Source organism: Sphingomonas sp. SAFR-052 (assembly GCF_051965015.1).
In the GTDB taxonomy this organism is placed as follows: domain Bacteria; phylum Pseudomonadota; class Alphaproteobacteria; order Sphingomonadales; family Sphingomonadaceae; genus Sphingomonas.
Genome location: NZ_JBQCMO010000001.1, coordinates 232,957 through 257,613, shown reverse-complemented (window position 1 = coordinate 257,613; position 24,657 = coordinate 232,957). Strand labels below are relative to the sequence as shown.

The window sequence follows — 24,657 nt, the reverse complement described above, 5'->3', positions numbered from 1 at the left end:
ACTCCCTTGCGCTGCCGTTGCAGGCCCCGTCCGGTCCCCCGGGCGGGGCTTGTCGTTTGAGGCGTCATCGCAGCAGGTCGCGTTCCAGCACGACGAACGACAGTGGCTGACGCGGCAGGCCGAATCGCGGATCGTCCATTGGGAACGGCCGCGTCTCGCCGGTGCGGACATAGCCCTGCCGTTCATACCAGGCGATTAGTTCGCCGCGCGCGGCGATGACCGTCATTTCCATCCGCCGGGCGCCCAATGTCCGCACGGCATGCGCCTCCGCCGCCGCCACCAGCCGCCGTCCCAGCCCGCCCGCCTGCACGTCCGGCCGTACCGCCAGCAGGCCCAGCGCCGCACGGTCCGCCGCCACTCGCGACACCTGTACGCATCCGCTGGCGTCTTGGGTCATCAAGATCGCGCGATCGGGATCGGCGATCGCCTCGGCCAGCGCCGCCGGATCGGTCCGCTGCCCGTCCAGCAGATCGGCCTCGTGCGTCCATCCGCCCCGCGCCGAGTCGCCGCGAAACGCCGACTCGACCAGTGCATGCAACGCGGGAATGTCGTCCTCCGTCGCCACGCGGATCATGTCCCCGCCCCCCAGCCGCCGCCCATCGCTTGATACAGCGCAACCAGCGCGGTCAGCTGATCGGCGCGCACCTGTTCCAACGACAATTCGGCGCTGAACAGCGCCCGCTGCGCATCGAGCTGCTCCAGATACGGGCTGTAGCCGGCACGGTAGCGGTTGGTCGCATGGCGCAGTGCCTCGGCCGTGGCGGTGCGTTGCGTCTCCAGCGCGCGCCGCTGCACCGCCAGCCGGTCGACCGCCGCCAGCGCATCCTCTACCTCGCGAAACGCGGTCAGCACGCTGCGCTGATAGGCGAAGGCGGCCTGATCCCTTCGGGCGGTCGCCGCATCGTAATTCCCACGCAACTGCCCGCCCCGGAACAGCGGCGCGAGCACGCTCGCCCCGATCGACCAGATGCCGACCGGACTGGGCAGCGCGCTCGACAACACCTCGCCGGTCGATCCGGTCAGCCGCAGCGACGGCAGAAACTGCGCGCGTGCGCCGGCCAACGACGCATCGCTCGCCGCCAGCGTCGCCTCGGCCTGCGCGATATCGGGGCGCCGCCGCAACAAGTCGGACGGCAGCCCCGCCGGGATCGGTGGCGGCACCAGCGCCTCCAATGCCCGCCCGCGATCGATCGTCCGCGGCGGCGTGCCGGTCAGCAACGCCAACGCATTTTCCTGCCGACGTGCCAGCAATTCGAGCTGTGGCAGCGTCTGCGTCACCCCGGCATATTCCGCCTCGGCCTGTCGCAGTTCGAGTTGCGAAGTATAGCCCGCCTCCGCGCGCGAACGGGCGATGCGCAACGCCTCGCCCCGCGACGCGATCGTCGCCCGTACGGTCTCGATTCGCGCATCGAGGCCGCGGAGCGTTACGTAGCCGCTGGCGGTGGCGGCGGCGACCGCCAGCCGCGCGCTGTCGGCGGCGGCAGCGGCGGCATCGCCGGTCAGCCGCGCCGCCGCGATCGTCTGCCCGACCCGTCCGAACAGATCGATCTCATAGGCCGACTGGAACACCGGTTGCAGCGAGGTGCCGGTCGTCGCCGATCCGAACGCGTTGAGCGCGCGTTGCTCGATCAGCCCCACCCCGGCGTCGAGCGTCGGAAAGCGTGCCGCGCGCGCCACCCGTTCCTGTCCGCGCGCCTCCGCCACCCGCGCGGCGGCGATGGCGATGTCGGGATTGTTGGCCAGCGCCGCCTCGACCAGCCGGGTCAGTTCGGGATCGCCGAACGCCTGCCACCAGTTCGCGGTGATCGGTGCGCTGCCCGGCAGTGGCGTGCGCCACGCCGCCGGGGGCACCACCGCCGCCGCCTCCGGACGCGGGCGCTGCGCCGGGGCACAGCCGACGAGCATCGCCAGCGCCGTCAGGGCGATCGCGCCTCTCACCGCGCTGCCGGTGACACGCCGCTGCGGGTATCGACCCGCGCCTCGACCGACATGCCCGGCCGCAATCGTGCGAACAGCGGGTCCTTCGCATCGATGGCGATCCGCACCGGAATACGCTGCGCGACCTTCACGAAATTGCCGGTGGCATTGTCTGCGCGGATGACAGCGAACTCGTTGGCGGCGGCGGGCGCAATGCGTTCGACCCGGCCGCGCAACTCCGCACGATCCAACGCATCGACGCGGATCGTCGCCGGCTGGCCCGGTGCCATGCGCGCGGTCTGGGCTTCCTTGAAATTGGCAGAGACCCACACGGTCGGCGGCACCAGGAACATCATCTGCGTCCCCGCCGTCACATATTGCCCCAGCCGCACCCCGACCTCGCCCAGCCGCCCGTCCTGCGGCGCGCGGATGATGGTGTTGGCCAGGTCGATCTCGGCCAGTCGCACCGCGGCGCGAGCATTCTCGACCGCCGCGTTCAGCCCGCCGCGTCCGACCGTCACCGTGCGCACCTGTTCCTGCGCGACGCTGCGCTGTGCCTGTGCCTGCAACACCCCCGCCTGCGCCGCCCGCAGCGCCGCCAGCGTCTGGTCGCGTTCGCGCAGCGACACCGAACCTTCGCGCACCAGATCGTTGACGCGTGCCATGTCGGCCTGTGCGCGGGCCAGCTGCGCCTGCGCATTGGCGACCGCCGCCGCCTGTCCGCCCAGGCTCGCCTCGCTCGACCGCTCGCTCTGCTGCGAATTGGCGAGGTTCGCCTGCTGCGCCGCCAGACCGGCACGCGCCTGATCGACACGCTGGCGATAAATGCGGTCGTCGATCCGCGCGAGCACCTGTCCCGCCTTCACATCCTGGAAATCGCGGACCAGCACCTGCGTGACATAGCCGTTGACCTGCGGCGCGATGATCGTCGTCTGTCCGCGGACATAGGCATTGTCGGTCGCCTGGATCGCGCTGCCGAACGGCCACAGCCCCCATGCGTACAGCGCCAGCGCGATGCCGCCGAGCAGCAGCGCGACGAAGCCGATCGTCGATTTCAGCGACCCGCGCGGCGGTGCCCAGCCGCGCGCCCGCGCCGGTTCGCGCGGCACCTCGACCGGATCGGTCAGCCGCTGTTTTTCGTCTTCGGTCAATTGGGTATCGGTCATGACATTTGCTGCTGTCGCATGCGCTGCACGGCGGCAAGATCGGCGGCGAGCGGGTTCACGCCCTTCAGGCGGAAGCGCAGCCACAGCGCGCCCAGCCACACCACCATCGCCGCCGCGAGGATCGCGACGCCTAGAAACACATCGTTATAGGCGAGGATATTGGCCTCGCGCGTCACCTGTTGCCCGAGCAGCCCCGCGCCCGATGCCTGGCGCAGCGCCGGATCGCCGAGCACGCGGGCATAGGCGCCTCCAAGCTGCTGGATACGCTGCACGACCAGCGGGTCGGTGACCGTCAGGCTCTGGGTCAGTTCGAATGCATGATATTTCTCACGCACGATCTGGAACGATCCCAGCAGCGCGGTGCCGGCGAGGCCACCCATCGTCTGCGAAATGCTGAAGATCGCCGAAAAGCTGATGATATGGCTCGGCCCCCGCGCCAGCGCGCGAAAGATGCCGATCATCACCATCGGCCCCAGGAAATAGAGCGCGGCAAAGGCGATGATCGACTGGCTGACATACAGGCTCGACGGGCGCGTGAGGTTGGTCGAATCCGAATCCATCCACGCGCCGATGCCGATCAGCGCCACCGCGATCACCACCGGCTTGTACAGATCCTGCATGTTCAGCGTCTTCAGGCAGACGACCAGCCCCGCGATCGACGCGATCGTCATGACGAGGCTCAGCGTCACCAGCTGATCGTTGCCCATGCCGACCACGGTCAGCAGCCCGACCGTGCCGAACGTCTGTTCGGACAGCAGGATGCGCAACGAAGCGGCCACGACAGCGAAGCGGACGATGTTGCGCCCCAGCATCCAACGCGTATTGAGCAACGGATTGGCACGGTTATGCTCGATCAGCAGCGCGCCCCCGATCAGCGGGATCGCGGCGGCGGTGGCGTATCCCAGCCACGGCGTCGACCACCACTGGATCCGCCCCTGCACCAGCACCGCGCATAATAGCGCGATGCCCGGCGCGAACAGCGCAAAGGTGAGGAAATCGATCCGCTCGAACGCCGGCGTCCGCTCCGACGGCGGCAACCGCAGCAAGGCGACCGAACCGAGGCACATCAGCGTCAGCCCAAGTTCGAACAGGAACAGCGCCTCGATCCGCCCATCGGCCAGCAGCAACGGCGACAGCGTCCGCGCCAGCGGCAACGCCACCTGCGACGCGCCGAAGCCGATAATCATCCCCGACAGCCGCGCCGCGGCGGGCAGTGCCTGCATGATATAGAGGAAACACAACGTCGTCAGTGCGCTGCCCGCGACCCCCGCCGCTCCGCGCACGATCAACTGCACGCCATAGCTGTGCACGAACACCTGCAACACGTTCAGGATCAGGAAGGCCAACAGGAAGATACGCGTGAAGCGCTGCAATCCGAATTGCTGACGGAACTTGATGAGCAGCATCGACATGCACACGCTGGTCATCGAATAGATCGCGGTCAGCCACCCGCCCTCGACCGGGGTGAGCCCCAGCGACCCCTGGATCTGCGGCAGGTTGGCGATCAGCAGCCCGTTATTGAACCCGCCGGTGATGCCCAGCAACATGCCGATCGCGAAATAGCCCATGCGACGCGCGAACGGGTGCTCGGGCGTGGCGGGCGAACCGGGCAGGAACGGCCGTTCGTGCGGCTTGAATTCATAGGCCGTGGCGATCGCCGTGGCTCCATACAGGGATATTGCGGAGCAACAACTTGTTACGGAACGGATCGTTCCGGACCAGCAATGGATTCAGCCGTCGGTGCCTGCCAGGCTGGCATCGCACCGCACATCCGCTACCATGAAGCCATGCGTTTCCTGATCCTTGCCGCCGCCCTCTTGGCCTCCGCCGCCACCGCCCAGACCCCGCTTGAGGCACCACTCCCCCCGGTCCGCCCTTGGCACGGCGCCAGCGAGAAGCTGGTCGCCAAAGCCGGCGATCCGTGGATCACCCCCGCCGAAGCCAGCGGCTTCGTCACCACCCCCAATTATGCCGCGACCCGCGCCTGGATCGACAAGCTGGTCGCCGCCTCGCCGCTGCTGACCATCGAGACGTTCGGCAAAAGCCCGCAAGACCGCGACCTCTACGCCGTCCGTGCGCACAAGGGGACCGCGCCCAAGCCGGTGGTTCTAGTGCAAGCCGGCATCCATGCCGGCGAGATCGAGGGCAAGGACGCCGGGCTGATGCTGCTGCGCGACATCGCCTTGCGCAGCAAGGACAAGCTGCTCGACAAGGTCGATCTGGTGTTCGTCCCCATCTACAATGTCGACGGCCACGAACGCTCCGGCCCCTACAACCGCCCGAACCAGCGCGGGCCGAAGGACATGGGCTGGCGCACGACCGCGCAGAATCTGAACCTCAACCGTGATTATCTGAAGGCCGACGCGCCCGAGACGCAGGCGATGATCGGCCTGATCCGCCGGCTCGACCCGGTGCTATATCTCGACCTGCACGTCACCGACGGCATCGATCATCGCTATGACGTCACCTACGCCTTTTCGGGCTGGCGAGGGCTTTACGCCCGCTCTGCGGCGATCGGCCGGTTCCTCGACCAGCGGCTGCGCCCGGCGATGGATGCCGCATTGAAGCGGAGCGGCCACACCCCCGGCTATTATGTCAGCACGATTGATAACCGGGAGCCGGAAAAGGGCATGAGCCAGGACGTCGACACGCCGCGTTTCTCGACCGGCTATGGCGATATCGCGCACATCCCGACGGTGCTGGTCGAGACGCATTCGCTCAAGCCCTATCGCCAGCGCGTGCTCGGCACCTATGTCTTTGTCGAGGAATCGCTGCGCATTGCCGCTGATCGTGCCGCCGAATTGCGCGCAGCGATCGATGCCGACCGCGCCGACCGCCCGGCGACCGCGACGATGACATGGAAGCCCAATCCGACCCCCCTCTACAGCGTCGACTTTCTCGGACTGGCGCACGTCAGCTATCGCTCGCCCGCCTCCGGCCGCGACGAACTGCGCTGGTTGCCCAAGCCAGTGACGTTCAAGATGCCGGTGTTCGGCAGCCTGCCCGACAAGACCGTCTCGCTGCCCCGCGCATGGTGGGTATCCGCCACCCTGCCGCACGTCATCGACCTGCTGAAGTTGCACGGCATCCGTTACGAGCCGATCGACGCCCCCCGCACGCTCGACCTCGACATGGCGCGCGCGACCGAACCGAAACTGCAATCGGCAAGCGAAGGCCATGTCCCGCTCGAGGCCACGATCGTTCACGAACGCCGCCGTGAGACGATGCCGACGGGATCGGTCCGCGTTCCTGCCGACCAGCCGCTGGGGCTGCTCGCTGCCTTCCTGCTCGAACCCGAAAGCGAGGACGGGGTGCTGGCATGGAACATGGCGCCGGCGATGCTTGCCCGCACCGAATATATCGAAGGCTATGCCATCGCCCCGCTCGCCGACCGAATGCTGGCGAGCGATCCGAAGCTGAAAGCTGAATTCGACGCGAAACTCGCCGCCGATCCGACGTTCGCCAAGGACGCAACCGCCCGGCTGCAATGGTTCTATGCCCGGACGCCCTATTATGACGAACGGTTTCTGCTGTATCCGATCGGGCGCGAGGTGAATTGACCGGCGTTGCGGCCTTCCCCTACACCTGCGGCAACCCAACCGTTTGTGCTGAGTAGAGACTGAGCGCAGCCGAAGGCCCGTATCGAAGCACCTGGCACAACGGTCCTTCGATGCGCTGCTTCGACAAGCTCAGCGGCTACTCCGGACGAACGGCGCTTTCGTTGGCGAAATCGGACCATCATGACCAAGCAGAGTTTCGTTCAATGACCGCCCCGTCGATCATCGTTGTCGAGGACGACCCCGCGCTGCGCACGCTGACCGCCCGCGCGCTGCAGGAAAACGGCTATCATGTCCGCACCTGCTCCGCCGCGCCCGAGATGTGGCTGGCGCTGGAACAGGGCCCGGTCGACCTGATCCTGCTCGACATCATGCTGCCGGGCACCAGCGGCATCGACCTGTGCCGCCAGATTCGCCAGAACAGCGCGGTCCCGATCATCTTCGTCTCGGCCAAGGGCAGCGAGGTCGATCGCGTCATCGGCCTCGAACTCGGTGCCGATGATTACCTTCCCAAACCGTTCGGCACCCGCGAACTGATCGCCCGCGTCCGCGCCGTTCTGCGCCGGGGCGAACTGAACGCACAGGCGGCGCAGCGCGAGGAAGGCGTGTACAGCTTCGAGGGCTGGACCGCGAACCTGCCGCGCCGCGAACTGACCTCGCCGACCGGCGCGGCGGTCGACCTGACCGGTGCCGAATTCGACCTGCTGGTCGTGCTGCTCGACCATGCGCAGCGGGTGATCGCGCGCGAACGGCTGATCGAACTCTCGCGCACCCGGCTGGGAGATTCGTCCGATCGCAGCATCGACGTGCTCATCAGCCGCCTGCGCCGCAAGCTTTCGACCGCGGGCGGCACGCCGCCGATCGTCACCGTGCGCGGCGTCGGCTACATGCTGAACGTGCCGGTCGAGCGGCGCTGAGGTGGCGGAGGCGCGGCGGATACCGGCGCTGCCCGTCGGCCTGATCGGGCGGATCGTCGCGATCCTGCTGCTGACGATCGTCATCGAATTCGGCGTGTCGGTCCTTCTCTACGAACGCGCCAGCCAGTTTTCGGTCCGCGACGACGAAGCGCGCCGGCTGGCCGAACATCTGGTCATCGCCCGGCGCATCGTCGAGGAACGCCCGGTCACCGAACGCGCGGGCATGGCGACCGAACTGACCACCGAACGCTATGCGGTCCAATGGCGCGCGACCGCGCCCGAACTGCCCGCCAGCGGCACCGAACTGCGCGAGATGGAGCAGCAGGTGCTGGCATGGGAGCCGAGCCTCGCCCCGACCGGCCTGCACCTGACCCTGATCGGCCAGGGCCGGCGATCGGTGGTGAGCGGCGCGCTGCGGCTCGACGATGGCAGCTGGCTCTATTTCCGCACGCTCGAACCGCTGCGTGCCTTCGACCTCGCCATCGGGCGCATCCTGCTGGCGCTGATCCCGGCGATCGCGTTGATGGTGGTCGGCGGGCTGCTGATCCGACGCACGCTGCGCCCGATGCGGCAGCTGGCCGATGCCGTCGACCGGTTCGGCCCCGGCGGCGGATCGTCGCTGCCGATCGTCGAGGAAGCGGGGCCGAGCGAGGTCCGCCGCCTCGTCGTCGCATTCAACGGGTTGCAGGCGCGCATCCACCGGTTGATCGACGAACGCACCCGTGCGCTGGCGGCGGTCGGCCACGACCTTCGCACCCCGCTCGCCCGGCTGCGGCTGCGCACCGATGCCATTCCCGATCGCGACGTGCGCGAAACGGTGCAGAACGACCTTGCCGAAATGGAGGCGATGGTCACCTCGCTGCTCGCGTTCCTGGGCGGAGAGAGCGAGCCCGAACGCGCGGTGCTGGTTGACCTCGCCGTCCTGTGCGCCAGCATCGTCGACGACGCCGCCGACCACGGCCATGACGCGACCTATGTCGGCCCCGACCATTTCGAGCGCGCCGTCCGCCGATCAGGCTTCCGCCGCGCGGTCATCAACCTGGTCGAAAACGCAATCCATTATGGCGGCAGCGTCACCCTGACACTGGCCGTGGAGGAAGGCGAAACCGTGATCCGCGTCGAGGATGACGGCCCCGGCATTCCCGACGAATCGCTCGGCGACGTGCTTGAACCGTTCGTCCGGCTCGATACCGCGCGCAAACGCGATACGGTCGGCTTCGGCCTCGGCCTGTCGATCGTCCAACGTGCGGTCGATGCCGAAGGCGGGCGGCTTGAACTACACAACCGCGCCGCCGGCGGACTGTGCGCCGCGATCGTCCTGCCGGCGCCGTTCGGCCCCAAGCAATAATTTGTTACACTGCCGTCGAACGCAGCAAGATTGGCGCGGCTATACCCTGACTCCAAAGCGGCAGGCTGACACCCGCCGGAAAGTTTGAGGGAGACGCAGCGTGAACGACGTGATCGGCCGGGTGTTCGGGTTTGAAAAGGAGGTGTTCGGCAGTGACGCCGACCTCTATTCGAAGCTCGCAACCGATGGGCAAAGCCCGAAGGTCCTGATGATCTCCTGCTCGGACTCGCGCGTCGTCCCCGAACATATCCTGCAGGCGAAGCCGGGCGACGTGTTCGTCATCCGCAACGCCGGCAACATCGTTCCCCCCTTCACCCAGCAGAATGGCGGCACGACCTCGACCGTCGAATATGCCGTCGCCGTGCTCGGCGTCACCGACATCATCGTGTCGGGCCATTCGGGCTGCGGCGCGATGGGCGCGCTGATGAAGCCCGAAACGCTCGAGGGGCTGCCGAGCGTCGCCGCCTGGCTGCGCCACAGCCATGCCGCCCATTCGGTGATCCAGCACAGCTATCCCGATCTCGACGATGCCGCCGCGGTCCGCGCCGCCAGCCTCGAAAACGTCGTGGTGCAGATTTCGCACCTGCGCACCCATCCGGCGGTCGCCTCGCGGATCGCCAAGGGTGATCTGACCCTGCACGGCTGGTTCGTCGACATCCATGAAGGCTCGATCCTCGCGCTCGACGGCACGACCGGCCGCTTCGCCCCGATCAAGCCGAACAAGCCGCTGCCGGTGGCGCTACCTGCCGCCAAGCGCCTTGCCGCAGATTTCGTGACGGCCGAAGCCGCCGAATAGCCGTTCCCGCAAGATCGGCGGGGCGAACCTTCCCTCCCCCGTTCCGTCGATCCCGGGCACCGCGCCGGGCGTGCTTCCCCCAAGCACGCCCGGCGCACCTCGTTTCAGAACAAGGCCATCGTAGCCATGTCGCAACCCTCTCTCCTGGCCAATCTGCGGCAGGATATTCCGTCCTCGATCGTCGTTGCGCTCGTGGCTCTGCCGCTATGCCTCGGCGTGGCACTCGCATCGGGTGCGCCGCTCTTCTCCGGGCTGATCGCCGGGATCGTCGGCGGCATCGTCGTCGGCTCGCTCAGCAAATCGCCGCTGTCGGTCAGCGGCCCCGCCGCCGGCCTGACCGTGATCGTACTCGACGCGATCACGAAGCTGCCGAGTTTCGAGGCGTTTCTGCTCGCCGTGTTCCTCGCCGGCTGCATGCAGATCCTGCTGTCCTTCTCTCGATCGGGTGTGCTCGGCGAATTCGTGCCGTCGTCGGTCATCACCGGCATGCTGGCGGCGATCGGCCTGATCCTGATCCTGAAGCAGGTGCCGCACGCGATCGGCTATGACGGCGATCCGGGCGGTGACTTCGCCTTCCGCCAGGGCGACGGACTGAACACCTTCAACACCATCCTTTTCGTGCTGCGCGAACAGGTGATCTGGGGCGCGACGATCATCGCCGCGATCAGCATCGTGTTTCTGTTCTGGTGGGACAAGAACAAGCCCAAGGAAGGCCCGCTGCGCTTCGTTCCCGGCCCGTTGGTCGTCGTGGTCGGATCGGTCGCTATCAACGCACTGCTCGGGATCATCGCCCCGGCGATCCAGGTGAAGCCGACCCATCTGGTCAGCGTGCCGATCGCCGATGGCCTGGGCGGCTTCGTGAAGCTGTTCAGCCTCCCCGACTTCGGCCAGATCGGCAATACGACGGTGTGGACGGTGGCGATCACGCTGGCGATCGTCGCCAGCCTCGAATCGCTGCTGTCGGTAAAGGCGGTCGACGAGCTCGACCCCAAGCGCCGCGTGACCGACAAGAACCATGAACTGCTCGCGCAAGGCGGCGGCAACATCATCTCGGGGCTGATCGGCGGTCTGCCGGTCACGTCGGTCATTGTGCGGTCGTCGGCGAACGTCGATTCGAACGCCGCGTCGAAAATGTCGACGATCCTGCACGGCACGTGGTTGTTGCTGAGCGTCCTGCTGGTGCCCGCGCTGCTCAACCTGATTCCGCTGTCGGCGCTCGCCGCGGTACTGATTCAGACCGGCTACAAACTGACCAAGCCGGAGCTGTTCGCCAAGCGCTGGAAACAGGGCATGACCCAGTTCGTGCCGTTCGTCGTCACCATCCTCGCCATCCTGTTCACCGATCTGCTGAAGGGCATCGTCGTCGGGCTGGTGGTCGGCTTCGTGTTCGTCATCGCCCGCAATTTCCGCCCGGCGGTGACGTTCGTGCAGGACGGCGAAGGTCCCGGCGCCAGCTGCATGGTCCGCGCCAAGCGCAACCTCTACTTCATCCACAAGGTCGAACTGACCCGGGAACTGGAAAAGGTGCCCGACAACTGCACGGTGGTGATCGACCTGTCGGCGACCAGCTATGTCGATCTCGACAATATCGACATCATCAACGGCTTCATCAAGAACGCGCAGTATCGCGGGATCAACGTGCTGGTGCGCGGTGACATCGGCGAAAAGACCGCGCCCCAGATCAAGGCGCCGCGCAAGGAGGTCGCCTACGCATGAGGGAATACAAGCACCTGCTCCTCGCCAACAAGGCATGGGCCGCCGAACGGCTGGAGGAGAATCCCGACTATTTCGCGCGGCAGATGGCCGGACAGCAGCCGGAATTCCTGTGGATCGGCTGTTCGGACAGCCGCGTCGCCCCCGACCAGCTGACCAATACCGAGCCGGGCGGCATGTTCATGCACCGCAACATCGCCAACCTGATCCATCCGGACGACCAGAATCTGATGTCGGTGGTGCAGTTCGCGGTCGAGGTGCTAAAGGTCGGCCACATCATCGTCTGCGGCCATTATGGCTGCGGCGGAATCCAGGCGGCGCTAGACGGCGGCGTGCAGGGTCATGTCCATGACTGGCTGGCGATCGCCCGCGACGTGATCGACAGCCACCGCGGCGAACTCGACGCCCTGCCCGCCGACCAGCGCGCCAACCGCCTGGTCGAACTCAACGTCCGCGACCAGCTGCTGGCGCTGGCCAAGACCGACATCGTCCAGCGCGCCTTCGCCGCGGGTCAGCCGCTCGAACTGCACGGCTGGGTCTATGACCTGCGCGACGGGTTGCTGAAACCGTTGATGGAAATCGATGCCACCACCCCGCTCGGCACGGTCCCGACCCCGGAAAAGGTGCTGGTGTAGCCCCCCGCCCCATCTCGCCCGGCTCCACCCGTTCGGTTCGAGCAGCTTCGAGCCTGTCGAGAAGCGTCCGTCGAGAACTTGGTCGCTTGAGGCACCCCCTTCTCGACTACGGTTCTCGACAGGCTCGAACCTCCGCTCGAAGCGAACGGTTTTGGGTTGGGTTGGGGTTACCGGTGAAAATGGGACGTAAGCGGCTCGGACAACCAAGAACGTTCGTCCCGAGTAGCCATTGAGCGAAGTCGAAATGGCGTATCGAAGGACCGCGGAGCGTACTTCGCGGGCCTTCGACAGCGCCCAGTCCCTACTCAGTACGAACGGTGTTCGGGGGCGGGTAGCGCGTTGGGCGCCCCTACCACTCCACCCCGATCTTCCCGAAATGGTCGCCGCCCTCCTGAAACCGGAACGCCTCGGCCAGTTCGCCGAGCGCGAACCGCCGATCGACCACCGGCCGTATCCCGGTCACCTCCAGCGCGCGGACGAAATCCTGCTGTTCGCGCCGGCTGCCGACGATCAGCCCCTGCAACCGCGCCTGTTTTGCCATCAGCGCCGCCGTCGGAACCTCGCCACCGCGTCCGGTCAGCACGCCGATCAGCGAGATATGCCCACCAACACGCACCGCGGCGATCGACTGCGCCAGCGTCGCCGGTCCGCCGACCTCGACGACATGATCGACGCCGCGCCCGTCCGCCCATTCGGCGACGGTGCTGCCCCAATCGGTGTCGCTGCGATAATTGACGGTAAAGTCCGCCCCCATCGCCGCCGCGCGCGCCAGCTTGTCGTCGCTCGACGAGGTGATCGCGACCTTCGCGCCCATCGCCTTGGCGATTTGCAACGCCCAGATCGATACGCCGCCGGTGCCGAGCAGCAACACCCGGTCGCCCGCCTTCAACCCGCCATCGACGACCAGCGCCCGCCACGCCGTCAGCCCGGCGGTGGTGATCGTCGCCGCCTCGACCGCGTCCCAGCCCTTGGGCGCGAGCGTGAAGGCGGTGGCGGGCAGCACGACCGCTTCCTGCGCGAACCCGTCGATGCCGTCCCCCGGCGTCCGCGCGAAGTCGCCGATGGTCGGCGCTCCGTCCTGCCAGTCGGGAAAGAAGCACGACACGACCAGATCACCGACCGCGAAGCCGGTCACGCCCTCGCCCACCGCCTTGACGATGCCGGCACCATCGGCCATCGGCACGCGCCCGTCCTCGGCCGGCGACTTGCCGCTGGCGACGATATAGTCATGGAAATTGAGCGAGCTGCCATGCAGCTTCACCCGGATCTCGCCCGCCCCCGGCTGTCCGGGATCGGCGCGCTCGACCAGTTCCAGCCGGTCCAGCCCGCCCGGCGCGCGCAGTTCGACCGCCTTCATGCGTCGTCTCCCGCATCGACCACCGCCTGCGTCATGCCGTTCGGCGACAGGATTTCGATCCAATAGCCATCGGGATCGGTGATGAAGGCGATATCCTTCATCCGCCCCTCGTCGGGCCGCTTGCGGAAGGTCACGCCCAGTTGCTCGAACCGTGCGCAGGCAGCGGCGACGTCGGGCACGCTGATCCCCAGATGCCCGAAGCCGCGCGGATCGTCGTTGCCGCTGTGATAGCCGGCGAAATCGGGATCGTCCTCGGTCCCCCAATTATGCGTCAGCTCCAGCGTCGTCTCGCGCGTGAAGACGAACCGCGCGCGCTCCTTCGGATCGCTCGGCACCGTCTCGCCATCGCGCAGGAAGCCGAGGAAATAGAGCGAGAACGCCGCCTCCTCGAAATCCAGCTTCTGGAGCAAACTCATGCCCAGCACGTCCTGATAGAAAGCGAGGCTGGCGCTGGGATCGCGGACGCGCAGCATCGTCTGGTTGAGGGTGAAGCCCTCGGTCCCTTCGGGTCGGGTCATCGCAACTTCCTTCAACGATCGGTGGGGGTCCCCGCCAGAGCGGCGATCGCGCGGGCCAGTTCGGCCTCGCGGAACGGCTTGGTCAGGCGCGGCAGGTCGGGTGCCAGACCGTCGATATCGGCGTAACCCGATACGATCAGCACCGGTAGCCCGGGGTATCGGTCATGGATCGCCCGCGCCAGCCACACGCCGGTCCGGCCGGGCATCAGATGATCGGTCACCACCAGGTCGAAGCGCCGCTGCGCCAGTATTTGTTCCGCCTCGGTCGCGCCATCGGCCTCGACCACCTCATATCCCAGGCTCTGGAGCATGTCGGCGGTCGTCATCCGCACCAGCGCCTCGTCATCGACCACCAGCGCCCGGCCGCGGAACGCCGGGTCCTCCGCCGGATCGTCCTCGCCGGCATCGGCGGCTCGCACCACGTCGCCGCTGACCGGCAACCACAGGTCGATGCGCGTGCCGCGGCCCGGCGCGCTGACGATCGCCATCGTGCCGCCCAGCTGCAGTGCCAGCCCATGGACCATCGACAGCCCCAGCCCGGTACCGCGCCCAATGCCCTTGGTCGAAAAGAACGGCTCGATCGCGCGCGCCGCCGTCTCGGCATCCATGCCGGTCCCGGTGTCGATCACCGACAGGCGGACATACCGCCCGGGCGCCACCCCCGCCGCCGCCGTCGCGCCTGCATCGGGGCAATCGGCGGCGATGGTCAGCGTGCCGCCATCGGGCATCGCGTCGCGCGCATTCACGCACAGGTTCAGGATCGCCATTTCCAACTGGTTGGCGTCGGCGAGTGCCGGCGGCAGGTCGGCGGCGATCGCCACGCGCACCGCGACCGGCGACCCGGCGGTGCTGGCGATCAGGTCGCTCATGCCGCCGACCAGCGCCACCAGATCGACCGGCCCCGACTGGAGCGGTTGCCGCCGCGCGAACGCCAGCAACCGGTGGACCAAGGTCCGCGCCCGCTCCGCCGATTGCAGCGCGCCATCGACCAGCCGCGCCTCGCGCGCCGACAGATTGCCGCGCCGCTGCAACAGGTCGAGACTGCCGAGGATCGGAGTCAGCAGATTGTTGAAATCATGCGCGACTCCGCCGGTCAGCTGCCCCATCGCCTCCATCTTCTGCGCCTGCCGCAGCGCGTCCTGCGCCTCCAGCAGTGCCGCCTCACCCCGGCGTCGCTCGGTCACGTCGGTCACGAACTGGAACGCGCCGACCTGTCGCCCCTGCCCGTCGCGGACCGCATTGAACTTCATTTCATAGGCGCGGCGTTCGTTGCCGCGCGACGGATCGCCGAATTCGGCCGCGGTCGTATATTCCTCGCCCGCCAGCGCCGGGTCCCATGCCGCGCGCACCGCCGCCTGTTGTTCGGGCTGATCGGCGATCAGGTCGAGCAGATTGTCGCCGACCTTCGGTTGCACCCCGAACACCGCCTCGAACGCGTCGATCCCGGCGCGGTTGATCGCCATCCAGTTGTAATCGATGTCGATGACGTTGACGACCGAATCGGTCGTCTCGACGATCGAGGCGAGCAGATTGCGCTCCGCCGTCCGCTGGTCGACGCGCAGCTCGAGCGTCCGGTTCAACTGGCGCAGATCGTCGAGCGCGGTGGTCAGCTCGGCCTGACTGCGTTTCAGCGCCGCGTCGGACAGCACCCGCGCCGTCGTCTCGTTGGTGAAGATGAACAGCCCGGCGATGTCGCCCTGCCGGTCGAGGATGCGCGAATAGGAAAAACTCCACCACGTATCCGCCGCGCCGCGATCGGTATCCAGCTTCCAAGGCACATCGACATAGCGCGGGCTGTTGCCGGCATAGGCCGCCTCGATGATCGGCATCGCCTGTTCGAGGCCGTCTGCCCATACCCGGTCGAACCGCTCGCCCATCGCCCAGTCGAGCCGCGGGCCGAGCAGCGGGAAATAGGCTTCGTTGAAGAAGAACCAGAGCTCGGGGCCCCAGCACAGGATCATCGATTCGGGCGAGTTGACGACCAGGCTGAGTGCGCTGCACAGCGCGTCCGGCCACCGATCGGGCGGCCCCAGCGGATGATTGGACCAGTCGCGCGCGCGGATCATCTCCGCTGCACGGCCGCCGCCGTTCAGAAAGGGGGCGATCGTCACGCCGGCCCGATCGCGAGGCCATCGGCTAGCGCGCGGGGAATCCGCACCAGCGAGCCATGCCGCGCCCCCGCCGGCATCGACAGCTTCGCACTGACGTCGCGCCACGCCACGAAATCCCGCGTCGCCGCCGCCCCCCATTTGCCGTCGCGATAGACGTCCCAGTAACACACCGTCTCACCACCGATCGCGGTTGTCATCGGCCCTTCGACCCAGGGCGGCGTGAACGGCGCGCCGAGCTTTCCGAACGGCCCGGTCGGCGACCCGGCCGACGCCACCTGCAACCATTTGCGCGGCGGGGTCAGCGTCTCGTCCTTGACGATCAGGTGCAGCCCGCGCACCCCATGCGCAAACGTCCCGTCGATCACGCTGAACCCCGGATCGTACAGCACCGCCGCCTTGCTGAACGTCACGAAATCGCGCGTCGTCACATACCATAGCCGATGGTTGTAGCCGGATTCGGACGTCCCCGCCGTCTCCTCGAAACGCCCGGCGACCGTGCTCGACCAGAAGACCACGAACGCCTTCGCCTTCGCGTCCCAGATCGCCTCGGGCGCCCAGCAATTGCGCGTGCCCTCCACGCCCGCCATCACCGGCAGTGCGCGTTGCGGCGACCAGTGGCGCAGGTCGCGGCTGGTGGCGTGCCCGATCGTCACCCCCTCCCACGCCGTCGTCCACACCATATGCCATGGCGCGTCGCGCCCGACGCCGCGAAAGACGAACGGATCGCGCATCAGCTTCGCCTCGCCGACCATCGGCGGCAGATAGCTGCGCCCGCCGCCCAGTTCGCGGAACGTGAAGCCATCGTCGCTGATCGCCAGCTTCAGGCCCGTCGCCTCGCCCTTGCCCGTCCCGAAATAAGCGAAGAGCAACGGATCGTCGGCGCGCGCCGCCAACCCTCGCGACGCGACCGGCAGTGCGGCGAGCGCGCCGATCATCGTGCGCCGGTTCAACAACATCGCCCCCGTCCTCGCCCAAATACTCTCGATTCACCGATTGCCGTACTCCGGGGTCCATCGCAACCATCGGTCCAGCCATGTCACATTATATCTGATATTCCCGTCGCCAATGGTTGACGCGGGTCGTAACCGCGGCAACGATCATCCATCCGTCCGTTCGAAAGGCCACGCTTTTGCCCGCCGCATCCCGTTTCGCGCTGGTCGCCCTGCTGCTCGCCACCACCCCCGCGCTCGCCGACCCGATCCGTCAGACCAAGGGCGATTGGCAGGACAAGTTCCGCCAGCTGGAGGGAGAGGACTGGCCGACCCCGACCGACTACCGCAACGCATCGGGCGCGCCGGGCTATCGCTACTGGCAGCAAAAGGTCGATTACGACGTCAAGGTTGCGCTCAACGAAGCGACCAAGGTCGTCACGGGCACCGAGACGATCCGCTATCGCAACAACTCGCCCGACGCGCTGCCCTATCTCTGGCTGCTGCTCGACCAGAACCAGTATAAACGCAGCTCGATCGCGCAGCTGTCGCAGACGGTGCCCGATGCGACGACGATCAGCATCGGCGACATCCGCCGCGCCGAGGCGATGCAGAAATGGGAGGGCGGCTTCACCATCGCCGCGGTGCGCGGTCCCGACGGACAGCCGCTCCCGTTCCGCGTTACCGACACGCTGCTGCGCATCGAACTGCCCGCGCCGGTCGCCGGCAATGGCGGCGAGGTCACGCTGTCGATCGACTGGTCGTTCCCGATGGCCGAGCAGAAGGTGGTCGACGGCCGATCGGGCTATGAATGCTTCACCGGACAGGGCGAAGACGGCAACTGCATCTTCGAAGGGGCGCAGTGGTTCCCGCGCCTCGCCGTCTATTCGGACTATGAGGGCTGGCACAACAAGGCGTTTCTCGACGCCGGCGAATTCACCCTTGAATTCGGCGATTACAAGGTCGCGCTGACGGTGCCGTCGGACCATGTCGTCTCGGCGACCGGCGTACTGCAAAATCCCGATCAGGTACTGACCGCGACCCAGCGCCAGCGGCTCGAAGCGGCCAAGACCGCCGCCGCACCGATGTACATCGTCACCCCCGACGAGGCGGTCGCTGCCGAACGCGGTCGCGCGTCGGGGACGAAGACCTGGACCTTCGCCGCACAGAATGTCCGCGACTTCGGCTGGGCATCGTCGCGCAAATTCGCGTGGGACGCGATGAACGTGCGGCAGGACTATGCCGCCAACCCGAACGTCATGGCGATGTCCTTCTATCCGAAGGAAGCGCGCCCGCTCTGGGATGCGTACTCGACCAAGGCGATCGCCCACACCATCGACGTCTATGGCAGGTTCGCCTTCCCCTATCCCTATCCGGTCGCACAGTCGGTCAACGGACCGGTCGGCGGCATGGAATATCCGATGATTACCTTCAACGGCCCGCGCCCGGTGAAGGACCCCAAGACCGGCCTGCTGACCTATACCGAACGCGCCAAGACCGGCCTGATCGGCGTGGTGATCCACGAGGTCGGCCATGACTGGTTCCCGATGATCGTCAACAGCGACGAACGCCAATGGACATGGATGGACGAGGGGCTGAACACCTTCCTCCAGTTCCAGGCCGAAAAGCTGTGGGACAAGGACTTCCCGTCGCGCCGTGGCGAGCCGAAGGACATTGCCGAATATATGCTGTCCGACAATCAGGTCCCCCTGATGACCCAGTCGGATTCGGTGCTGCAATTCGGCGCCAACGGCTATGGCAAGCCCGCCACCGCACTCACCATCCTGCGCGAGACCGTGCTGGGCCGCGACCTGTTCGACCGCGCCTTCCGTGAATATGCGACGCGCTGGCGCTTCAAGCGGCCGACGCCCTACGACTTCTTCCGCACGATGGAGGAAAGTTCGGGGGTCGATCTCGACTGGTTCTGGCGCGGCTGGTTCTATTCGACCGACCATGTCGACATCGCCTTGGACAAGGTGGTCGAGGGCCGCATCGCCGGCCGCGATCTGGAGGCCAATGCCCGCGAACGCCGCGCGATCCGCGATAGCGAGAACACGTCGCTGACGGTCCGCAACAATGCCGGGCAGCGCACCGTCACCGAACGCGATCCTGCGACGCGCGATTTCTACGACCAGCAGGACCGTTTCGCCGTCAGCCCGCAGGACCGCCGCGACCTTGCCGAAAAGCTCGACAAGCTGACGCCCGAGGAACGCGCCGCGTTCGACGTGAAGGACAAATTCTACCGCTTCTCGCTGCGCAATGTCGGCGGGCTGGTCATGCCGGTCCCGCTCAAACTGACCTTCAGCGACGGCAGCAACGAAATTGTCCGCATCCCCGCCGAGGTTTGGCGCTACGATCCGAAGGCGGTGACGTGGCAATATGTGACCAACAAGACGGTCACCGGCGCGGAGGTCGACCCGCTGCTCGAAATCGCCGACGCCGATCGCTCGAACAATGTCTATCGCGGCGCCATCCGTCCGGTCGTGCTGGAGATCGAGGATATCGAGGATCTGGAAAACCGCATGAAGGACTTCGATGTGCAGGTGAAACCCGGCTCGCTGCGCACCTATCCCGCACCGGTGTCGAAATGAGGGGGACACTCGCCCTCCTCGCCGGGCTCGCGGTCATCGTCCCGGCACAGGCGCATCGCGGCCATGACTCGCTCGCCGTCGTGACCCTCGCCGATGGCCGAGTCACCGTGTCACACCGGTTCGAAGCACACGATATCGAACCGGCACTGGCGAAGATCGCACCGCAGGCACAGACCAGCCTCGACGATCCCGCCGCGATGGCAGCGCTGCGAAGCTATATCCAGCGCCGCTTCGTCCTGACGGTCGATGGCAAGCCGGTTCCGCTGACCTACGCCACCACCGACTTGTCGCACGCCGAAGTCCGCATCGACTATACCGGCCGGGCACCCCGCAAACCCAAATCGGTCGCGATCCGCTCGACCGTGCTGACTGACGTCTATCGCGGACAGGTCAACCAGGTGAACGTCCGCCACGGCAATGTGGTGAAGTCGCTGACCCTGCGCGGCGCGGGCACGGGCAGCATCACCCTGTAACCTTCCGTCTGGCCGTGCCCACTACCCCCGACACGCCTCCACCATCTGCCGCGCACTCGCCGCCGTCATGCCGCCGCGATGCAGCGCACAGGGCCGCCCGTCGCCACCGATCGCCACGCTGAACGGCAACCCCGCCGTCTTCGCCAGCAGTTCAGCCCGCACCTCCGCCATCCGCGCCGTATCGGGGCGCCAAACCTGCTCTGCGGCCACGCCGCGCAGCATCGCGTCGGTCGCGCGTCCGCGATCGATCGGCACCACCAGCACCCGGTACGTCCCCGCCCCGCCCGTAATCGCCGGCAACTGCCGCAATTCGCCATGGCACGGCGCACACCATGACGCGACGAACAGCAGGATCGCGCGCGCCGGATAGCGCACCGGATCGGCCGGTGCGGCACCCGCCAGCAGCAGCGCCCCCACGATCAAGGTCCAAACTCGTCGCATTCGCCCATCCCGCCCATCGACGCTGTCACCTTGGCGTGCTTTGTTGGCAGGTAACAGAGGGGACCGACCGATGATCGACGTTATTCTGCACGGACTGCTCGCGGCAGCGCAGGCGGCGACGCCCGCCCCGGTGGCGGCGACGCTGCAAGCCCAGTTCGATGCCGCCAACACCGCCTACGAAACCCACAAATGTGCCGACGCGATCAAGCTGTACGACGCGCTGGAGGCGCGCACCGTCGGCACGAAGAACGCGCTGCTGCTCGGCGCGGTGAAGGTGCGCAAGGGCATCTGCGTCGCGCGCAGCGGCGACAATGCCACCGGCGCGGCGCTGATCCGGCAGGGTCTGCCCGCGCTGACCAGACAGGCCACCGAATTCGCCGCCGATCTGCGCGACGCGCATATGGTGCTCGGCACCGCCGCGTTCGACACGTTCGACTATGATGCGGCGGCTTCGTCCTATCGCGACGCGCTGGCCATCGCGACCGGGATCGACCGCATCGCCCCGCTGCTCGCCCTGTCGCGCACCCTCGCCTTCGACCGCGACGGCAAGGCGCTGGCCTATGCGCAGGAGGCGCGCGACCTCGCCGTCAAGCAGCCCGGCATCGGCAAGGACGTGCTGGCGCTGATCCAGACCCGCTATGCCCGCGTCCTGCTGAACGAAGGCAAGAAGGAGGAGGCGTACAGCGTCCTCAAGGATTCGCTGCGCAAGCAGGGTGGCCTCGACCAGCGCGTCAGCACCTCCGAAGTCGCGACCCGCGCCGACCTCGCGCTGGCGGCACTGCTCAACGGCGACCGGCAACAAGCGCAAACCTATATGGCCTATACCGGCGCCGGCCGGATGAAGGACGATGCCTTCGCCGCCGCGATCAGCATGAAGGCCGCGCCGTGCGGATCGGCGACCGGCCTGAAGCCCGACGATTTCGCGGTCGTCGAATTCTCGGTCGCCGACAACGGCACGGTCGGTGCGGTCACGCCGATCTACACCACCGGCGGGCGCGACGTGGCTTTGGCCTTTGCCCGCGCGGTGTCCGACTGGTCGTGGTCGCCGACCGAATCGGTCAAGATTCCCGCCTTCTTCCGCAACGCCACTCGGATCGAGCTGAAATGCTCGACCGCCGCCGACCGCCCGTGGCTCGGCCAGCCGCTCAGCGAAGCGTTCGACGGCTGGGTGCGGACCCGGGGCCATCAACAGGACTGGTCGGACGTGACTCCGGCGCGCGCCTATCCGCTGGTCCGTGCCGAGGCGACCCGTGCGCGCGCCGCCGGGGACAAGGGCGCGCTGCTCGCCGCCGATGCGTGGCTCGCCTATTCCTCGCTCCCGACCGAGGCCGAGCGCATCGCCGCCGCCGCCGAAGCGGTCGCGCTCGCCCGGACGATGCAGGCCCCGGCTCCCGTCACCACCTATCTCGCGCTGGCCGAGATCGACGCCGATCGCAGCCATTACGATCAGGACGTGCGCCGCCGCACCGCGCTGCTGACCCGGCCGGAGATCAACGGCGACCCGCTATCCGCCGCGACGCTGCGCATGATGCTCGCCAACCGTTCCTACCCGGCCGCGCCCAAGGCGGAGGCGGAACAGCTGATCGCCGCCGTCGTCGCCTCGCCGCTGCCCGAAAACCATCCGCTGAAGGTCGCGGCGCTGCTGCGACAGGCCGATCTGCTGGCACAACGGGGCGAGGTGGCGCAGGCGCGCGCCGCCTTCGACCGCACCGGCCTGACCAGCGATCAGTGCGCGCTGATCGCGCCCAGCCCGGTCGTGCAGCGCAGCGGCGCAACCAGCAACCTCTACCCGACCGAAGCCGTGCAAATGGGGTTCCAGGGCTGGGCACAGGTCGAATTCGACATCGCCGCCGATGGCCGCACCATGACCCAGCGGACCATCGCCGCCTATCCGCCGTTCGTCTTCGGCGAAGCGGCGCAGAAGATGGTCGGCGCGACCCGTTATCGCAGCAGCTTCCGTCCCGAAGGGAACACCGCCTGCTCGGCTAACGTCCAGCGGTTCCGTTTCCAGCTGTAACCGGCAGCGAGACGGTGGCGACCAGGCCGCCGCCGTCCGCCTCCCCCAGCGTCAGCCGCCCGCCATAGAGCGCCGCCAGATCGCGGACGATGGCGAGGCCGAAGCCGTGCCCGTCGCCGCGCTCGTCCAGCCGCACGCCGGGATCGGTCGCCCGCATCCGGTCGGCCTCGGCAATGCCCGGCCCGTCGTCGCCGACCCGCAACACCACGAACCCGCCCTCGCGCACCGCCGTCACCGTCACCGCCGACCGGGCATGGCGCGCGGCATTGTCGATCAGATTGCCGGCCAGTTCGTCCAGATCGGCGGCGTCGACCGCCACCGTCAGGTCGGGCATATCTGCCGTCACCACCAGCCCGGCCTCGCGGTGCAGCGCCGCCACCACCGCCACCAGCCCCTCGACCGCCGGCTGCAGCGCCGTCGCCGCGCGCCGATCGACCGCCCCCCCGCGCGCGCGCGCCAGATGGTGCCGGATCGTCGCATCAATCCGCGCGACCTGCGTAGCGCGGGGATCGTCGCCCAGCTCGATCGCCAGCGTCGCCACCGGCGTCTTCAGCGCATGGGCGAGGTTCGCCGCCGATCCGCGCGCCGTCGCCAGCGCTGCCGCAGTATCACGCACCAGTGCGTTCAACTCGACCGCCAGCGGCCGCAGCTCCTCCGGCTGGTCCTCGGGCACCTCCGCCGCCGCGCCCTCGCGCACCGCCGCCACCCGGTCGCGCAGGACACGGAGCGGCCGCAGCCCCAGCCGCAACTGCACCAATGTCGCCACCGCCAGCACCAGCGCCACGATCGCCAGCGTCAGCAGCAGCGGCAGCATCGCCCCGCGCAACGGCTGTTCGATCTCTCGCCGCGGCACCGCCACCGCCACCCGCCCCTCGGGCAGGTCCAGCACCAGGCCGTGCACCCTTGTCGCATCGGGCAGGGTCAGGTCGAACGGCGCGCCCACACCCGGCCCCCGCCCCCGCGGCGGTCCGCGTTCGGCGCCGACCGGCGGACCCGGCATGCGCAGCGTCGCCAGCGGCGGCAGCCCCGCGCCGACCGTCCCGCCCGGCGTATCGATCCGCCACACCGCATCCGCCCCGATCGCGGTCGCCAGGTCCGACCGGTCGAGCAGCCCCTGATCGATCGTCCCGTCCGGCCGCACCACCGCGCGCAGCAGCCGCAACCGGTCGCCCAATCGCGCATCGATGTTGCGCGTCACAAAATGGTCGAGCACGCCCCCGATCGCAAACCCCGCCACCGGCAGCGCGACCAGCGTCGTCGCCACCGACAGCGCCAGCATCCGCCCATGGATCGAACGGGGGATCGAACGGGGCAGCCTCACGCCGCCCCCGCCGTCAGCCGGTATCCGCGCCCGCGCACCGTCTCGATCAGCGACGCGCCGATCTTCTTGCGCAGCCGCCCGATAATGACTTCCAGACTGTTCGAATCGACATCGGCATCGCCCTCATAGACCCGCTCCATCAGGTCGAGCCGCTCGATCACCGCTTCCTTCGCCAGCATCAGCGCCGCCAGCACCCGATATTCCAGCGCGGTCAGCTTCACCGGCAACCCGTCCAATTCGAACACCCCGGTCTGCGTCTCGTACGCCAGCGGCCCACACGTCAGCCGCGTCGCGCCATGCCCGGCCGCCCGCCGCACCAGCGCGCGCAGCCGCATCATCAATTCCTCGACCCGGAACGGCTTGGTCAGGAAGTCGTCGGCCCCCGCCTTGAACCCGGCGACCTTGTCCGACCATCCGTCGCGCGCGGTCAGGATCAGCACCGGCAGGTCGCGCCCACCCTCGCGCCACCCCTTCAGCACCGCCGTCCCCTCGCGATCGGGCAGCCCCAGGTCGAGCACCGCGACGTCATAGCGTTCGGTATCGCCCAGATGCTGCGCATCGATGCCGCTCGCCACCAGATCGACCGCGCAATGTTCGGCCCTGAGCGCCCGCGCGATGGCGGGCCCCAGATCGGGATCGTCCTCGACAAGCAGGATACGCATAGTCTTTGCCCTCTTCCCCCGACCCCGCCCCGTTCGTGCTGCGTAGGGGCTGAGCGAAGTCGAAGACCCGTATCGAAGCACCCTGTGGCACGGATCCTTCGATACGCCATTTCGACAGGCTCAATGGCTACTCAGGACGAACGGGGGAGCCAATGCCAATCCCGCTTAAACCGAAACTGAACCGCGGG

General features: G+C 67.7%; 20 protein-coding genes. 9 read left to right on the top strand and 11 right to left on the bottom strand.

Annotated elements, in window-relative coordinates:
- Window positions 1-64 precede the first annotated feature (64 nt).
- From ACTHQV_RS01070 to ACTHQV_RS01055, 4 genes are read right to left on the bottom strand one after another with little or no spacing between them, the layout of a single operon-like run.
- Window positions 65-574 carry a GNAT family N-acetyltransferase gene (locus ACTHQV_RS01070; RefSeq protein WP_440487944.1) on the bottom strand — a complete coding sequence of 170 codons (510 nt, stop codon included), beginning with the start codon at window positions 572-574 and terminating at the stop codon, window positions 65-67.
- Complete coding sequence (locus ACTHQV_RS01065; RefSeq protein ID WP_440487943.1) at window positions 571-1,938, bottom strand: efflux transporter outer membrane subunit; 1,368 nt, start codon at window positions 1,936-1,938, stop codon at window positions 571-573. The genes ACTHQV_RS01070 and ACTHQV_RS01065 overlap by 4 nt, the downstream gene beginning before the upstream one ends.
- Window positions 1,935-3,083, bottom strand: coding sequence for an HlyD family secretion protein (locus ACTHQV_RS01060; RefSeq protein ID WP_440487942.1), 1,149 nt, complete (start codon window positions 3,081-3,083; stop codon window positions 1,935-1,937). Before ACTHQV_RS01060 ends, ACTHQV_RS01065 begins: the two co-directional genes overlap by 4 nt.
- Window positions 3,080-4,651 (bottom strand): MFS transporter, encoded by a 1,572-nt coding sequence (locus ACTHQV_RS01055; protein WP_440487941.1) that lies wholly within the window; start codon window positions 4,649-4,651, stop codon window positions 3,080-3,082. Before ACTHQV_RS01055 ends, ACTHQV_RS01060 begins: the two co-directional genes overlap by 4 nt.
- 219 nt (window positions 4,652-4,870) lie before the next feature.
- Here ACTHQV_RS01055 and ACTHQV_RS01050 point away from each other — a divergent pair, with 219 nt between their 5' ends.
- The 6 genes from ACTHQV_RS01050 to ACTHQV_RS01025 all read left to right on the top strand — a co-directional run bounded on the left by ACTHQV_RS01050 (window position 4,871) and on the right by ACTHQV_RS01025 (window position 12,049).
- Complete coding sequence (locus ACTHQV_RS01050) at window positions 4,871-6,643, top strand: M14 family metallopeptidase (protein WP_440487940.1); 1,773 nt, start codon at window positions 4,871-4,873, stop codon at window positions 6,641-6,643.
- A gap of 203 nt (window positions 6,644-6,846) precedes the next feature.
- A complete protein-coding gene (locus ACTHQV_RS01045) occupies window positions 6,847-7,557 on the top strand; it encodes a response regulator (protein ID WP_056456369.1) in 711 nt (236 codons plus the stop codon).
- A 1-nt stretch (window position 7,558) separates the two neighbouring features.
- Entirely contained in the window at window positions 7,559-8,905 is a 1,347-nt protein-coding gene (locus ACTHQV_RS01040) for an ATP-binding protein (RefSeq protein WP_440487939.1), read from the top strand.
- A gap of 100 nt (window positions 8,906-9,005) precedes the next feature.
- Window positions 9,006-9,701, top strand: coding sequence for a carbonic anhydrase (locus tag ACTHQV_RS01035; RefSeq protein ID WP_440487938.1), 696 nt, complete (start codon window positions 9,006-9,008; stop codon window positions 9,699-9,701).
- 126 nt (window positions 9,702-9,827) lie between these two features.
- Entirely contained in the window at window positions 9,828-11,417 is a 1,590-nt protein-coding gene (locus ACTHQV_RS01030) for a SulP family inorganic anion transporter (protein WP_440487937.1), read from the top strand.
- A complete protein-coding gene (locus tag ACTHQV_RS01025) occupies window positions 11,414-12,049 on the top strand; it encodes a carbonic anhydrase (protein ID WP_440487936.1) in 636 nt (211 codons plus the stop codon). Before ACTHQV_RS01030 ends, ACTHQV_RS01025 begins: the two co-directional genes overlap by 4 nt.
- Before the next feature lie 349 nt (window positions 12,050-12,398).
- On the opposite strand, the gene ACTHQV_RS01020 is transcribed toward ACTHQV_RS01025, so the two are convergent.
- The 4 genes from ACTHQV_RS01020 to ACTHQV_RS01005 are packed head-to-tail and all read right to left on the bottom strand — an operon-like array spanning window position 12,399 to window position 16,991.
- Complete coding sequence (locus tag ACTHQV_RS01020; RefSeq protein ID WP_440487935.1) at window positions 12,399-13,406, bottom strand: zinc-dependent alcohol dehydrogenase family protein; 1,008 nt, start codon at window positions 13,404-13,406, stop codon at window positions 12,399-12,401.
- Entirely contained in the window at window positions 13,403-13,924 is a 522-nt protein-coding gene (gloA, locus tag ACTHQV_RS01015) for a lactoylglutathione lyase (protein ID WP_440487934.1), read from the bottom strand. The genes ACTHQV_RS01020 and gloA overlap by 4 nt, the downstream gene beginning before the upstream one ends.
- 11 nt (window positions 13,925-13,935) lie before the next feature.
- Window positions 13,936-16,035: an ATP-binding protein gene (locus tag ACTHQV_RS01010; RefSeq protein WP_440487933.1), complete on the bottom strand. Its 2,100-nt coding sequence runs from the start codon at window positions 16,033-16,035 to the stop codon at window positions 13,936-13,938.
- Window positions 16,032-16,991 (bottom strand): glycoside hydrolase family 43 protein, encoded by a 960-nt coding sequence (locus ACTHQV_RS01005; RefSeq protein WP_440487932.1) that lies wholly within the window; start codon window positions 16,989-16,991, stop codon window positions 16,032-16,034. Before ACTHQV_RS01005 ends, ACTHQV_RS01010 begins: the two co-directional genes overlap by 4 nt.
- Window positions 16,992-17,164: 173 nt before the next feature.
- On the opposite strand from ACTHQV_RS01005, the gene ACTHQV_RS01000 reads away from it, so the two are divergent.
- Together ACTHQV_RS01000 and ACTHQV_RS00995 are read left to right on the top strand one after the other, a co-directional pair.
- Window positions 17,165-19,555, top strand: coding sequence for a M1 family metallopeptidase (locus ACTHQV_RS01000; protein WP_440487931.1), 2,391 nt, complete (start codon window positions 17,165-17,167; stop codon window positions 19,553-19,555).
- Window positions 19,552-20,028 (top strand): DUF6702 family protein, encoded by a 477-nt coding sequence (locus ACTHQV_RS00995; protein WP_440487930.1) that lies wholly within the window; start codon window positions 19,552-19,554, stop codon window positions 20,026-20,028. The genes ACTHQV_RS01000 and ACTHQV_RS00995 overlap by 4 nt, the downstream gene beginning before the upstream one ends.
- Before the next feature lie 21 nt (window positions 20,029-20,049).
- On the opposite strand, the gene ACTHQV_RS00990 is transcribed toward ACTHQV_RS00995, so the two are convergent.
- The gene (locus ACTHQV_RS00990) at window positions 20,050-20,445 is read right to left on the bottom strand and encodes a TlpA family protein disulfide reductase (protein ID WP_440487929.1); all 396 of its coding nucleotides are present in this window, start codon (window positions 20,443-20,445) and stop codon (window positions 20,050-20,052) included.
- Window positions 20,446-20,539: 94 nt separating this feature from the next.
- Here ACTHQV_RS00990 and ACTHQV_RS00985 point away from each other — a divergent pair, with 94 nt between their 5' ends.
- A complete protein-coding gene (locus tag ACTHQV_RS00985) occupies window positions 20,540-22,486 on the top strand; it encodes an energy transducer TonB (protein ID WP_440487927.1) in 1,947 nt (648 codons plus the stop codon).
- Here the strand turns inward: ACTHQV_RS00985 and ACTHQV_RS00980 are convergent.
- Both ACTHQV_RS00980 and ACTHQV_RS00975 read right to left on the bottom strand, forming a co-directional pair.
- The gene (locus ACTHQV_RS00980) at window positions 22,455-23,807 is read right to left on the bottom strand and encodes a sensor histidine kinase (RefSeq protein ID WP_440487926.1); all 1,353 of its coding nucleotides are present in this window, start codon (window positions 23,805-23,807) and stop codon (window positions 22,455-22,457) included. The genes ACTHQV_RS00985 and ACTHQV_RS00980 overlap by 32 nt on opposite strands.
- Entirely contained in the window at window positions 23,804-24,469 is a 666-nt protein-coding gene (locus tag ACTHQV_RS00975; protein WP_440487925.1) for a response regulator transcription factor, read from the bottom strand. Before ACTHQV_RS00975 ends, ACTHQV_RS00980 begins: the two co-directional genes overlap by 4 nt.
- Window positions 24,470-24,657 lie beyond the last annotated feature (188 nt).

Coding starts and splice junctions, on each gene's coding strand:
- ACTHQV_RS01030 (WP_440487937.1), top strand. CDS start 9,828: ATGTCGCAACCCTCTCTCCTGGCCAATCTGCGGCAGGATATTCCGTCC.
- ACTHQV_RS01060 (WP_440487942.1), bottom strand. CDS start 3,083: ATGACCGATACCCAATTGACCGAAGACGAAAAACAGCGGCTGACCGAT.
- ACTHQV_RS01055 (WP_440487941.1), bottom strand. CDS start 4,651: ATGGGCTATTTCGCGATCGGCATGTTGCTGGGCATCACCGGCGGGTTC.
- ACTHQV_RS01070 (WP_440487944.1), bottom strand. CDS start 574: ATGATCCGCGTGGCGACGGAGGACGACATTCCCGCGTTGCATGCACTG.
- ACTHQV_RS00985 (WP_440487927.1), top strand. CDS start 20,540: ATGATCGACGTTATTCTGCACGGACTGCTCGCGGCAGCGCAGGCGGCG.
- gloA (WP_440487934.1), bottom strand. CDS start 13,924: ATGACCCGACCCGAAGGGACCGAGGGCTTCACCCTCAACCAGACGATG.
- ACTHQV_RS01020 (WP_440487935.1), bottom strand. CDS start 13,406: ATGAAGGCGGTCGAACTGCGCGCGCCGGGCGGGCTGGACCGGCTGGAA.
- ACTHQV_RS01050 (WP_440487940.1), top strand. CDS start 4,871: ATGCGTTTCCTGATCCTTGCCGCCGCCCTCTTGGCCTCCGCCGCCACC.
- ACTHQV_RS01025 (WP_440487936.1), top strand. CDS start 11,414: ATGAGGGAATACAAGCACCTGCTCCTCGCCAACAAGGCATGGGCCGCC.
- ACTHQV_RS00995 (WP_440487930.1), top strand. CDS start 19,552: ATGAGGGGGACACTCGCCCTCCTCGCCGGGCTCGCGGTCATCGTCCCG.
- ACTHQV_RS01045 (WP_056456369.1), top strand. CDS start 6,847: ATGACCGCCCCGTCGATCATCGTTGTCGAGGACGACCCCGCGCTGCGC.
- ACTHQV_RS00975 (WP_440487925.1), bottom strand. CDS start 24,469: ATGCGTATCCTGCTTGTCGAGGACGATCCCGATCTGGGGCCCGCCATC.
- ACTHQV_RS01005 (WP_440487932.1), bottom strand. CDS start 16,991: ATGTTGTTGAACCGGCGCACGATGATCGGCGCGCTCGCCGCACTGCCG.